General features: G+C 39.8%; 12 protein-coding genes, 1 pseudogene and 1 other annotated feature. Of the genes and pseudogenes, 9 read left to right on the plus strand and 4 right to left on the minus strand.

Annotated elements, in window-relative coordinates; genetic code table 11:
* Positions 1-157 precede the first annotated feature (157 nt).
* The 4 genes from NYE35_RS15995 to NYE35_RS16010 all read left to right on the plus strand — a co-directional run bounded on the left by NYE35_RS15995 (position 158) and on the right by NYE35_RS16010 (position 4061).
* Positions 158-721, plus strand: a complete 564-nt coding sequence (locus NYE35_RS15995) for a hypothetical protein (protein WP_038571086.1) — start codon at positions 158-160, stop codon at positions 719-721.
* 100 nt (positions 722-821) lie between these two features.
* Positions 822-1703 carry a phosphotransferase gene (locus NYE35_RS16000; protein ID WP_038571089.1) on the plus strand — a complete coding sequence of 294 codons (882 nt, stop codon included), beginning with the start codon at positions 822-824 and terminating at the stop codon, positions 1701-1703.
* A 735-nt stretch (positions 1704-2438) separates the two neighbouring features.
* Positions 2439-2888, plus strand: coding sequence for a DUF1569 domain-containing protein (locus NYE35_RS16005; RefSeq protein WP_036677324.1), 450 nt, complete (start codon positions 2439-2441; stop codon positions 2886-2888).
* Between the two features lie 78 nt (positions 2889-2966).
* Positions 2967-3204: a binding site (T-box leader), on the plus strand.
* A gap of 47 nt (positions 3205-3251) precedes the next feature.
* Positions 3252-4061 carry a GNAT family N-acetyltransferase gene (locus NYE35_RS16010; protein ID WP_036677321.1) on the plus strand — a complete coding sequence of 270 codons (810 nt, stop codon included), beginning with the start codon at positions 3252-3254 and terminating at the stop codon, positions 4059-4061.
* A gap of 47 nt (positions 4062-4108) precedes the next feature.
* Here NYE35_RS16010 and NYE35_RS16015 read toward each other — a convergent pair whose 3' ends face one another.
* Positions 4109-4822, minus strand: a complete 714-nt coding sequence (locus tag NYE35_RS16015; RefSeq protein WP_076099224.1) for a MerR family DNA-binding transcriptional regulator — start codon at positions 4820-4822, stop codon at positions 4109-4111.
* 157 nt (positions 4823-4979) lie between these two features.
* On the opposite strand from NYE35_RS16015, the pseudogene NYE35_RS16020 reads away from it, so the two are divergent.
* The 3 genes and pseudogenes from NYE35_RS16020 (at position 4980) to NYE35_RS16030 (ending at position 7709) form a co-directional block, all read left to right on the plus strand.
* Positions 4980-5861: pseudogene (locus tag NYE35_RS16020) on the plus strand (alpha/beta fold hydrolase).
* A 252-nt stretch (positions 5862-6113) separates the two neighbouring features.
* Positions 6114-6749: a glycoside hydrolase family 11 protein gene (locus NYE35_RS16025; protein ID WP_341121628.1), complete on the plus strand. Its 636-nt coding sequence runs from the start codon at positions 6114-6116 to the stop codon at positions 6747-6749.
* A 132-nt stretch (positions 6750-6881) separates the two neighbouring features.
* The gene (locus tag NYE35_RS16030; RefSeq protein ID WP_076099222.1) at positions 6882-7709 is read left to right on the plus strand and encodes a formylglycine-generating enzyme family protein; all 828 of its coding nucleotides are present in this window, start codon (positions 6882-6884) and stop codon (positions 7707-7709) included.
* A 103-nt stretch (positions 7710-7812) separates the two neighbouring features.
* On the opposite strand, the gene NYE35_RS16035 is transcribed toward NYE35_RS16030, so the two are convergent.
* On the minus strand, positions 7813-8667 hold the full coding sequence (locus tag NYE35_RS16035; protein WP_038574483.1) for a LysR family transcriptional regulator: 855 nt from the start codon (positions 8665-8667) through the stop codon (positions 7813-7815).
* Positions 8668-8798: 131 nt separating this feature from the next.
* Here NYE35_RS16035 and NYE35_RS16040 point away from each other — a divergent pair, with 131 nt between their 5' ends.
* Positions 8799-9788 carry a zinc-binding dehydrogenase gene (locus tag NYE35_RS16040; RefSeq protein ID WP_076144218.1) on the plus strand — a complete coding sequence of 330 codons (990 nt, stop codon included), beginning with the start codon at positions 8799-8801 and terminating at the stop codon, positions 9786-9788.
* Positions 9789-9811: 23 nt separating this feature from the next.
* On the opposite strand, the gene NYE35_RS16045 is transcribed toward NYE35_RS16040, so the two are convergent.
* Positions 9812-10381 carry a hypothetical protein gene (locus NYE35_RS16045; protein ID WP_076099221.1) on the minus strand — a complete coding sequence of 190 codons (570 nt, stop codon included), beginning with the start codon at positions 10379-10381 and terminating at the stop codon, positions 9812-9814.
* A 276-nt stretch (positions 10382-10657) separates the two neighbouring features.
* On the opposite strand from NYE35_RS16045, the gene NYE35_RS16050 reads away from it, so the two are divergent.
* A complete protein-coding gene (locus NYE35_RS16050) occupies positions 10658-11161 on the plus strand; it encodes a DUF1572 family protein (RefSeq protein ID WP_036677310.1) in 504 nt (167 codons plus the stop codon).
* A gap of 70 nt (positions 11162-11231) precedes the next feature.
* Here NYE35_RS16050 and NYE35_RS16055 read toward each other — a convergent pair whose 3' ends face one another.
* Positions 11232-12101, minus strand: a complete 870-nt coding sequence (locus NYE35_RS16055; protein ID WP_036677307.1) for a helix-turn-helix domain-containing protein — start codon at positions 12099-12101, stop codon at positions 11232-11234.
* Between the last annotated feature and the right edge of the window lie 18 nt (positions 12102-12119).

Consider the following 12119-nt stretch of genomic DNA (forward strand, 5'->3'; position numbering starts at 1 on the left):
ATGGCTAACAGAATACTATTCTCACCCAAATAGGGAGCATACCATCTAGGTGTACTCCCTATTGCATTGAAGGAACTGGAAAATTAGTGCAACATTTCACCTATTAATAAAGTCAATAAAGATGTTATGAAATAAAATCATAAGAGCAGGTGGTAAATTGAATCTTCGTTTAATCACGTTAATATGTTTATTCACATTCGCGTTCTTTATTGCAAATGGACAAGATGCTAAAGCTTTATCCTGTGTCGAGATAGGAAGTCCCCAAGAAGCCCTAGAGGTCTACGGTGGAGCTATTTATGGTGAAGTAAAACAAATAAAGGTTGATTTGAAACAAGAAGGATTTGCGGGGCCAAAAGAGAAAATCAGATATATATTAGTGGATGTTGAACGAAGTTGGAATACTGAAGTTGACTCTCAAATTATTGTGGGAACAGACTACACTTGGGGTTTTGATTTTAAGAAAGGTAATAAATACTTAATATACATAAGCGAAGTGGATGGCGTAACAAGCAGTAGTCCATGCAGTTCAACCATTGAAATGAATAACCTTAACCAAGCAACAGAACTATTCGGTGAAGGACTTCGACCCAAACAGCAAGTACACATAGAATACAAGATGTGGTTAATGTTTGAGCAGGATACTGATTTGTATATCGTAATTGCAATAGTACTAGTAGTGATTTCAGTCATTTACCTGAGAGCAAGAAAGAAAAAGAGCTAAGTGTAATCTTATTGCACTAACGGTTAGGATAGTTCAAATAAAATTAAGAAAAAGATAGCTGAACTAATTACTATTTCATTCATAACATGTGAGGTGCGAGTTGAACTTAGTAGAAACGATCATAAAAAGATTTAACCTTAATGTATTAAGTATAGATAATGTTCCTGAGTCCTTTAGTTCACAAGTATACAAGCTGAATCTTACTAATGGAGAAACGGTGTATGCGAAGATCCCTTATAACAGGGATAAGCTATATCGCGAATATCGTATGCTTGAAATGTTGAGAGAGGTATTACCGGTTCCAAAAGTGTTAGACTTCTGGAGTGGGGATGACTTAATCTCTGGTGCATTACTTTTATCTGAGATTAAAGGTATACCATGTACAGGTGCTATTAACGATGAATTAGCATTTCAAATTGGGTTACTTCACGCAAACCTGCATGAAGTTAAAATGCCGGGATATGGTGTGGAAGGATTAGACGGTTTTCAATTTTCTAATCAGAACAATTGGAGACTTTATATAAGAAATAGCTTTGAAAAATTTATAGAACCTTGCAAGGAAGTCCTTGAGAGAGGACTTTTCGAAAAATGTATTAATTACTTTGAGGGTTCTTTCTCAGTTTTACCTCCTCCTGATGGCCCGTGTGTTGTTCATATGGATTTTCGACAAGGTAATATACTAACAAATAATAATATGGTTGTTGGAATTATTGATTTTGAGAGTGCACGGGGTGGATCCTCTGAAATTGATTTCACAAAAATTAACCGATATGTTTGGGAAGTGAATCCTCAAAGTAGAATTTCGTATAAAAAGGGATATTCAACAATTCGTCCTCTAATGGATTTGGAAACAATACTACCCTTTTATAATTTTTACGATGCTTTTAGTGCTGTTGTCTGGTGTAAAAATAGAGGGATTGAAAAGAACAGGGCGTTCCTAAAGGAAAGTATTTCTGTATTGCAGAAATCCGTAGGTTGTTGAAATTACGGGACACGTTAGTTTGCGAAGGATATTCCTTGTTTTACGGAGGAGATGATAATCTGAAACTATTTATTGATTGGCTAAACCGCAATCGAATACGTCGATGCGAAGCCTGTAACACTGAGCTTAATATTTATTCATATTTCTCCGATGAATCGCAGATTTTGTACTGTGTTGCATGCAATAGGTATTATATTAGGGCGGACAAAAGCTCTCCCATATTTAAGTATGAAGTTTCCGAGGGGCTTTTAAAGATATGGGAAATGGACCCTTATCATTGTTATTATACAGGGATTCCAATTAGCGAAGCATACGAGCCGAAGTGGATTAAATTTCTCCGTAAAATATTAAGATAACAGGAAACGATAGTTAAATAACGAGTTAAGACGACGAGCTACCTGCATTATGGGTAACTTTGTTACGTTAGCGGACATGATAGTGAATAAAGGATAGAATGATAGAGAAGGGCGAAGATTAGATTGGTAGTAGCTGTCGAATTGTAATGTTGCAACGATGAATATAATAGCCCAAGAAGATTTTCGTCCAGCTGGTTGAACTTACTCCAGCTGGTGCAGAAATATTGGGTGCTATCTACGAACAATATCCTGAGTGGAACCAGCATCTAATAACTAAACTTGTACTTGTACCAGAGCAATGGGATAAGATAGCAAACTCTATTGACAATTTCATGCTAACTTTTGAAAAAAACAGAAAATCGAAATGGGGAGTGTGTTTATGGAAAATATATACAACAAATTACATACCGCAGAAATACTGAGCCGTATCGAGAATTTAAGTCCAAATTCTAAACCGCAATGGGGAAAAATGAATGTTGCTCAAATGTTGGCTCACTGTTCTGCATTTCAAGACATCGCAATTGGAAACTCCTTTCCCCCTAGAAATTGGCTAGGAATGCTAATAGGAAGTTTTATAAAATCTATTTTTTATAATGACAAGCCGGTACCACACAATATGTCAACAATTCCGACCATACTTATTTTAGATGACAGAGATTTTGGGAAAGAAAAAGAAATACTGAAACAAAAGATTTTAATTTTTCAAAGTAACGGTCCGGAAAAATGTTCATCCCATCCACATCCTTTTTTCGGAAAATTCACTCCGGAGCAATGGGGTAAAGGGATTTATAAACATCTAGACCATCATTTAAGACAATTTGGTGGTTAGTATTTTTTCGCAATGAACAATAATATATTATTGACATAAAATCCCTATTACTTTATATTGTATCTAATTACATTGCAATCAAATGCGACGAAGAGGACAAGTAAATCCGGATATGTCGATCAGAGAACTGCCGGTTGGTGCGAGGCAGTGGACACCCGAATCGAACAATCGCCTCAGAGCTGGCTCCCGAAATCATAGTAGGCGGGCCCGGGATTCTGCCGTTACAAAGAAGTATCGTTGTTGGACGATGGCAGAGAGGGTGTATTCACGAATACACTAATCAGGGTGGTAACGCGGAATCTACTCCGTCCCTAATGGGACGGAGTTTTTTGCGTTCATATAAATAAATAAGGAGGAGTAACGATGTTCCAAAAAATCAATGTTTCCGATCGCATACTAAGCCAGGATATGTTTATTGCTGATGAGGTTCAATACAACCTGATTCACCTTATTTGCGAGTCGAAGAGTTCTAGATGCTTAAAAGATTCTGGTGAAACAATGATCTATGCCCAGTCAACGGGACATAACGCATGGCTTTGGAGTTCTAAGGAGATTGCCGAGGATAAGAAGATCGTTCTCTACGAAGAACTTATAGAATTCCTTAAAGGGACAACATTATCGGGAGTATCTGGAGAACCAAAAACAACAGAACGTTTTGCGCAGCTGTATTCTCAGGCAAATAATCTTCAATATGAGTCCACGATGACTATAGAATCTTATTTCTGTACAGATCCAAAGAAACCTTTGAACGTAAAGGGAATAATGCAACAAGCAACGAGAAAAAATGTGGCCATTGTAGCAGAATTTTTGGCGGGTTTCTCAGAGGGGGCTTATGGGATTACGGTGAACCCAGAAACTAAAATTCTAGATGCCAAGAGGATGATTGAGACAGGTGACTTGTATTTATGGTTTGTAGACGATAAACCTGTATCGATGGCGTACATTGCACATCGGTCGGCAAGATATTCCAGATTAAATGCGGTATACACACCTCCGTCTTGCAGGAAAAAAGGTTATGCAAGTGCACTAGTAGCAGAGTTATGTTCTGTTCTTTTATCGGAGGATTTAGTGCCCATGCTTTATGCTGATTTAAAGAATCCTGACTCCAATAAGGTTTATCGAAATATTGGTTTTGTGGAAAGCGGAAAGATTGTTGACATCAAGTTCAAATAGGCACGAAAGGGCTACCGCAAGGTAGTCCTTTTTCTATGATCAATATGTTACTTGGCATTACTTTTATACAATTTAACATAGTTTGTAAGTTCAGCTATCGCGAAAAATTGCTTCGTTAATTGAGAATTCAATTTTTGTAAGGCAAGCTGAAAGGATACCTCCACTTTTTTGTAGTTATGTGTTTCTATTTCATTCAAAAGCTGTTTCATATTCTCGATATAATAAACGGTTTTCCTTAAACTGCTGATAAGAATAATTTTTCTTAATTCCGTTAAAGTGAAGACTCTGTAGCTATTATCTTTGTTCCTATTCGAAGAGATTAGCCCTTCTTGTTCCCAATGCCGAATAGCTGATGGATTAACTCCTGCCATTTGTGCAACTTCACCAATCGTCATTGAATCTGTTACAGTTAAATCTTTGTATTTTGATAAATCAACATCCCGAAACATGCGTAAAACTTCCTCTAACCTTTCTTTTTCCACTTGGGTCTTATGTTGCTCTTGATTGATTGCCCAAAGAGCAGACTCCATCTGCTGGCCTTTAATCTTCCTCATCACATCGTACACAACCGGAATTTCATATCCCTGCAATAATGCGCGAATGGTAATAAAAGCTTGTACATGGATGGAAGTGTAACATCTGCGGTTGCTGGCGGTCCTTGATACATCTGGAATTAAGTCTTGATCTTCGTATCTCCTTAAAGTAGTGGTACTCACATTTAATTGCTTAGCTATCAGTGTAGGTGTATATATCTCTTCCATAATCATCATCGCCCCGAAACATTAAAGTTGAACCTTCAAGTGCTACAACAATATTAAATCGAATTTAGGCAGATATATCAAGGGAGGTAAAGGGATAAACCGAAAGATTGCATGAATGTTATATGATACTTTTATAGAACACAAAGGAGTGAGTTCATTGAAAAAGATAATACAATTAGCAAACCAATCAGAAATAGAAGTAGGTATGGCAGGGCTTCCAGATCGTCCAACCATCATGTTACCCATCGCTAAAAAATCTGTGTACAATCAAGAAGCAGAAAACTTAAAGCTATGGGGAGTAGATCCCGAATTAGGTAAACATTTTGTTGAAGGATTAGCGGACACTTTTCAAGTGCTTTATTTCGATTATGAAGGTCATCTATTTCAACATCCAGTGGAAAATCTAACAGCAGATCATATTGTGAAGGATCTTCTCCACATTGCGGATGAAATGAATGTTACAAGCTTTAGTTACTACGGTTATTCCTGGCTTGCGTTGATTGGATTGCAAATGGCTATAAGAACAGATCGCTTGGAGAGTTTGGTAATGGGAGGTTTTCCACCCTATAATGGCCCCTATCAAGAAATGAGGGTTGTGACCCATAAAACACATACACAAGCTTTGAGTAACCAAAATGAATCTGTGGAAAGCCCTGCTGGACCGGATAATCCAAACGAAATGGATTGGGACAATATAAAGGTTACCATAGATACCCGTGTTACAGCACAATTTGTCTCCCTATACCAGAGCCTCACAGCCTTTGATGATCGCAGAATTCAACATTTGCCTAGTCTCCCTAAACTAGCTTTTGCAGGTGGAAATGATACGATCGTATAAGGTGAAAATTTCGGGAGCGTTACCGTTGACATCGTCGGGTTGTTAAAAAAGAATAAGGAGCAGTTGGCGGATTTAGGCTGGGATGTTGAAATCCTTTCGGGAGCCCAGATGGACCATACAAAAGCTATGCAGCCAGCAGTAGTTGTACCACTGATTAAGCCATGGTATATGAACGTGTTACTAAAAAATACTGGATTGTAATTGTGGCAGATACAAAAATCCAGTGAATTAGGTATCCCAAAAGAACAATACTTTTTAGGGTAAAATCTTTAATTTGAAGAGATTAAATAGTAAACGATCTATGATAAGATTCCATATGTAATCGCTTACATTAATATATATGGAAGGAAGTGGTGTTGCGAATCTGCCCCAACAAGAAATTGCTCGACTACTAGAAATACAGACAAGCAGTATGTAGGTATGTAGTGACAAAAAAATTTCAGGAGGTAGATTATGTTTAAATTTAACAAGAAAATCGTGACTGTAATTATGGCCGCTTCAATGAGTTTCAGCTTGTTTGCAGCAACCTCAAGTGCAGCGACAGACTATTGGCAAAATTGGACCGATGGTGGCGGGACAGTAAATGCTACTAATCGATCTGGTGGGAATTACAGTGTTACATGGTCAAATACTGGTAACTTTGTTGTTGGTAAAGGTTGGAATACTGGATCCCCATCTAGAACAATAAACTACAATGCAGGCGTCTGGGCACCATCCGGCAATGGGTATTTAACTCTTTATGGGTGGACGAGAAACTCCCTCATAGAATATTACGTCGTTGATAGTTGGGGCACTTATAGACCTACTGGAACCTATAAAGGTACCGTGACTAGTGATGGAGGCACATATGATATATATACGACTACGAGAACGAACGCCCCTTCTATTGATGGTACGGCAACCTTCACACAGTTTTGGAGTGTAAGACAATCCAAGCGAGCAACGGGAAGCAATGTCGCGATCACTTTTGCCAACCACGTTAATGCTTGGAAAAGTTACGGAATGAATCTGGGCAGCAGTTGGTCTTACCAGGTATTAGCGACAGAAGGATATCAAAGTAGCGGAAGCTCAAACGTAACAGTGTGGTAATAACAGGTTATCTATAAGTAATCACTATCATTGCTAAGGTTGTCGGTCCACAACCGGCAGCCTTAGATCATTCTAGATCATTCAGCAAATGATACTTAACTACATACCAGTGGTTGGAAAGGAGATATATCCATGAGAAAACTATTAATTTCTCTTTTAATAGTTGTTGCTATCAGCGCTTGTTCGCAAGAAAAGCCTGAACAGAAGGATACTTATGTATTGGTCAAAGGTGGAAATTTCATTAACACAAATTCCAACTACAAAAGTACAACTATATCAAATTTCTATATCGGCCAATATGAAGTTACTCAGAAAGAGTGGGTTGAAATAATGGGAAGCAACCCTTCAGCATTCAAAGACGACAACTTGCCGGTAGAAATGGTTAACTGGTATGACGTAATAGATTACTGTAATAAAAGAAGTATAAAAGAGGGGCTCAAACCCTATTACAATATAGATAAAAATAAAAAAGATCCGAATAATAAAAGTGATAACGATACTTTAAAATGGACAGTAACACTCAATGCAGGAGCTAATGGTTACCGATTGCCTACAGAAGCAGAGTGGGAATATGCTGCGGGTGGAGGACAGTTGAGCAAAAGTTACACCTACAGTGGAAGCAATAAAGCAGATGAAGTAGCATGGTATTGGCAAAACGCTGGAGAGAAATTCTTATCAGGAGATTGGAACTGGCCGATCATAGAAAACAACCATAACAAAACAAAATCTATTGGTGGCAAAAAACCTAATGAGCTAGGTCTTTACGATATGTCAGGGAATGTTAGGGAATGGTGTTGGAACTGGTACGGAGATATAGATAGTAAGAGCGGTTCTTTCCGGGTTGTAAAGGGTGGCGGGTGGATCGGCGGCATTAACAACAACGAGATTTCATTTCGGGGAAAGTTCGAAGCGAATGGTATGGGTCCTGATCAAGGTTTTCGAGTGATTCGTGGTGAGTAGACGGGAACAAGACATACCAAGTATAATCGGAAAAAGCTGAAAAGGGTTTGATTAATATACAAGCTTTGCGCTCGAATATAATCAAACCCCAATATGTATGTTGCTATATTTCTTCGATCATTTGGATTAATTTTGACAACGCACTAGTAAAAACCGCGTTCCGGCGATACACAAACCATACCTGCAAATCTCGATATCCTTCAGGCAGACGGTGGGAAGTAATTACTCCCGCCTCTTCGGCCTTAGAGATCGAAGATTGGGGCAGCATAGACACGCCGAGTCCAGCGGAAACCCCACTTAGAATTACATCTAACGTTCCGTATTCCATAATCTTATAAGAGCTCATCCCGCTTTCATTTAGGAAACTCTCAGCTTTGGCACGATGTGTACATCCGACGTCGAAAAACAACATTGGCTTTGTAAGCAATTCGCGCATATCGCTCTTACCTGGTTGTGAGATAAGCACCAGCTCCTCTTCGAAAGCAACTACATGTTCTATATCAGGCTGGTCAATGGGTCCATAAACAAAGGCTCCATCTAGTTGGTAATCAAGCACTTTTTGTAAGAGTTTATGCGTTTCTCCCGTTATAAGCGATAGATTAACATCGGGATATCGTAAGTGATATTCGGTTAGCAGAGGCGTTAGATGAGTAGCCGCTGTTGTTTCGATGGAACCTAAACGGAGCGGACCAGTAGGGTGCTCAGAGTATTGTGTGGTTATTACAGCCTCGTCCATTAGTAATAATATTTTGTCTGTATATGCCAGTAAGTTCTCACCTGCCGGCGTTAACGTCATCCCTCGATTGGATCGGCGAAATAGGGGGATTTTCAGCTGAGCTTCTAGATACTGAATCCGGTTTGTCACATTTGACTGGACATAATTTAAGACTTGAGCAGCCTTCGTTATGCTACCCTCGCGAGCAACCGCTTGAAATATTCTCAAATCTCCACTTTCCATTTCTTTTGCACCTTCTTGGTATGATGATTTATGATAGTCACCTTCAGTTTTGATCATTTTACTGGATTACACCCACTATGTAAAATTTATTATAGATTCATTAATAACAACTTGAGGAAGGGGCTTGGATGATGAAAGCCATTGTACATGCTGGAGAAGGTGGCCTGAAGGGCTTGAACTATAAAGAGATTATGGATAAAAGACCGGGGATTGGAGAAGTGAAGGTTAGGTTAAAGGCTGCAGGGCTGAACCACAGGGACTTGTTTATCATGGATGACAGAACAAAACAGGATGCTCCTTTGATTATCGGCTCTGATGGCGCGGGGAGAATTGAAGCAATAGGTGAAGGTGTACTTGATCATAATGTTGGTGAAGATGTCATCATTAATCCGTGCATCGGATGGGAATATGCCGACAATGTTCCTAACGTTCCAGCCATTGTAGGGGGACCTTCAGAGGGTACATTCGCTGAGTCAATCATCATTCCAGCGCAAAATGCCATCAGCAAGCCAGCTTACCTGTCATGGGAAGAAGCCGGCGTGCTGCCCTTATCAGCCTTAACAGCCTATCGGGCGCTGTTTACTAGAGGCTGCTTAAAGAAAGGTGAACGCGTTCTTATACCTGGCATTGGTGGTGGGGTTGCGACTTATGCCATGATGATGGCTTCAGCGGTGGGTGCACGTATCAGTGTCACTTCACGCAGTGAATCGAAAAGACTAGCTGCACTCGCTCATGGAGCTGACCATGCTTTTGACAGTCATAGCAATTGGAAGGAAAGCATGAATGGAGACACCGTTCATCTCATCCTCGACAGCATTGGGCCTGCGACGTTCCCGCATTACTTTGATATTATTAAACCCAATGGACGTATTGTCACGTTAGGTGCAAGCTCAGGAGATCGAATGGAAATCCCGACGCGAGCCATATTTTTCCCGCAAATTAGTATCATAGGTACCTCAATGGGAAGTAGTGAAGAGTTTGCGGATATGCTTCAGTTTATGGAACATCATTCGATTCGACCTATCATTGATCGAGTGTATCCTTTACAAGACACAGTTCAGGCATTTCACCGAATGCAGCAGGGAGAACAATTTGGTAATATTGCGATAAGAATAGAATGAGCTGAGTCCCTTATAACTGGAATTCAAATGCCAAATATATCGATTTCGGAGACAGGAAACCACTTCTTCGAAGCCACATCTTTAAAAAACACTTGAATAGTGTAGGTGCCCTTTGTATTAAAGGAATATGTATACTCGTTGGTTTTGAACCAAAAGTTTTCTTCGCTGTTCTTAATTTGTTGAGCATCAATGGTTTCTGTTTTGTCCGCAGGATCGGTGATCACAACCTTAATATCTGAAATTTCTGCTTTTAAATGATCCACCTGTAATAGAGTAGAAAATGCAAAACGTGACGGGCTTTTTACTTTACCAAAAATCTCTCCATTATTATCGAGCATAACCATGTTTATATTAGGCTTGTAGATTCGAACCGTTTTACCTGATTCATCCAAGGCGAATAGTGCAAATAAATCTTTAGACAACTGTTCAGTCGTCAAGGAAATCGAACCTTCGGACAATATTGCGGGCTGTTTTTGAAGCACATTATTCAAATATAATGATACTTCAGATGAGCCAGCTGCAGCATAAATCACGGTTCCAGGTAAAATCATGATGCAAAATCCTAAAAGAATCAGCTTCCTTAATTTTCTCAATGATTTTCCCTCCTATAGAGCTTTATGTTAATTATACCCATAAGATGGAAGATAGTTTCTTTTACACAATTAATAAAATAAAAGAAGGTCAGTAGAGGGAACTACCCTTACCTGACCTTCTTGGTGTTAAATGAAAGAGTTATTTTTTCTCAGGAGCCAGGATAAGAATGTAACAAAACATTGTGGCATAAAAATAGCATTGGGACTAGATTTCATTTGACAGAGGAGATGTGTTTGGTAAAATTATACATAGGTTTTATTAATAGGAGGTTAGCAATGGATATCGCCATTGAGTTAATTGAAAGTATGTTAGTCAAATTTAGATCGGAAAAGAAATGGACGCTCCAAGCAATCGAGCAATGTACCCAAGAGGATATTACATGGTCCCCAACCGTGGAAAGTAACAGTATTGCAAATTTGGTTGCTCATATTAGCGGGGCAGTACATTCACGAATTGAAACTATCCTTTTAGATATTCCGGATACTAGAGATAGGGAGAGGGAGTTTGAAAGAGGCCTAGAAATGACAAAAGAACAAGCCATAACCATGACCAGGGATGCTTTTGATATTATCATCCAATATCTTGAACGGCTCCAATCTAACCCGGAGTTATTGATGTCACAACCCTTTCTTAATTTACCACCACTTACATATAGCCAAGTAAATAACGAGACTACTGCTCTTAATCTCATGATAGCGATGGTGAGAGAAGTCCATTATCATACAGGCCAAATCATTTATGCAGCAAAAATAAGAAAGGGTCAGCTTGTATGGCAATGACAGTTTAACTAGAGGAACGATACATACACTAACAAAGGACTGCCAAGAGGCAGTCCTTTGTTCACTCTAACTAGAATCCTCTCACACTGCTAGGGGTTACCTTTTTATGTTTTTTAAAGGTGCGGCTGAAGTAGTAGATATCGCTGAAGCCAGTAGTGGTAGCGATTTCAGAAATCGTTAGCTGGGTATGGCGGAGCAAATAATCTGCACGGTCTAAACGGACAGCATTTACATATTCCGATATCGTATGCCCAGTGAGTTCCTTAAAGAGACGGCTGAAATGGAAGCGGCTTAACCCCGTTAGCGCCGCAAGTTCGTCAACTTGAATCGGCTCCTGGTAATGGGTATCGATATAACGCAAAACAGGTGCGAAGCGTTCAACGGTCTGAATACGTCTTTCTTGCTCCGCTTGTGAGAGTACGGTGACGATATGTCTGCGCAACAACAGTGTTAGCAGGCGGTACAGCTCGGATTTGACAGCCAGCTCGTAACCAAATTCGCGACGTTCCAGTTCCCGGATAATCGCCAACGCACAGTCTGTAATGTGCTGATCCCCTCGGATATGGTTACGTAACAGCAGCTGGTTCCGCTGAATCGGGGCGATGAACTTGGTTTCGGCAGCGTCGCTTACCGCACTATGCAGCAAGGAAGTATCTGCAATAATCGCATAATACAATAAATCAGAAGAAGCGCTTACCCCATAATGCAGCTCGTTGCTGTTCACAGCAACTAAATCGCCAGCCCGGACGTTAATTGGTGTTCGTCCGCACTCAAAAACAGCCTCACCACTTTCAATAAATATAAACTCAAGATGCTCATGCCAATGATGTGGGAACAACATAACTCCTTCTTGGTTGAAGCGCTGGGTATGTACTTTAATCGGGAACTCGGGATCCGGCATGTCCATGGGTTCCTGTAGATGTTTATCATAGTCCAACATTTATAGACTGCACCTCCT

The organism is Paenibacillus sp. FSL L8-0494 (assembly GCF_038003695.1).
Classification (GTDB): Bacteria; Bacillota; Bacilli; order Paenibacillales; family Paenibacillaceae; genus Paenibacillus_AQ; species Paenibacillus_AQ odorifer.

Bases quoted from the DNA above. Each gene is read 5' to 3' on its own strand.
- NYE35_RS16005 (WP_036677324.1), top strand. From the start codon at position 2,439: ATGGAAAATATATACAACAAATTACATACCGCAGAAATACTGAGCCGT.
- NYE35_RS16010 (WP_036677321.1), top strand. From the start codon at position 3,252: ATGTTCCAAAAAATCAATGTTTCCGATCGCATACTAAGCCAGGATATG.
- NYE35_RS16015 (WP_076099224.1), bottom strand. From the start codon at position 4,822: ATGGAAGAGATATATACACCTACACTGATAGCTAAGCAATTAAATGTG.
- NYE35_RS16025 (WP_341121628.1), top strand. From the start codon at position 6,114: ATGTTTAAATTTAACAAGAAAATCGTGACTGTAATTATGGCCGCTTCA.
- NYE35_RS16030 (WP_076099222.1), top strand. From the start codon at position 6,882: ATGAGAAAACTATTAATTTCTCTTTTAATAGTTGTTGCTATCAGCGCT.
- NYE35_RS16035 (WP_038574483.1), bottom strand. From the start codon at position 8,667: ATGGAAAGTGGAGATTTGAGAATATTTCAAGCGGTTGCTCGCGAGGGT.
- NYE35_RS16040 (WP_076144218.1), top strand. From the start codon at position 8,799: ATGAAAGCCATTGTACATGCTGGAGAAGGTGGCCTGAAGGGCTTGAAC.
- NYE35_RS16050 (WP_036677310.1), top strand. From the start codon at position 10,658: ATGGATATCGCCATTGAGTTAATTGAAAGTATGTTAGTCAAATTTAGA.
- NYE35_RS16055 (WP_036677307.1), bottom strand. From the start codon at position 12,101: ATGTTGGACTATGATAAACATCTACAGGAACCCATGGACATGCCGGAT.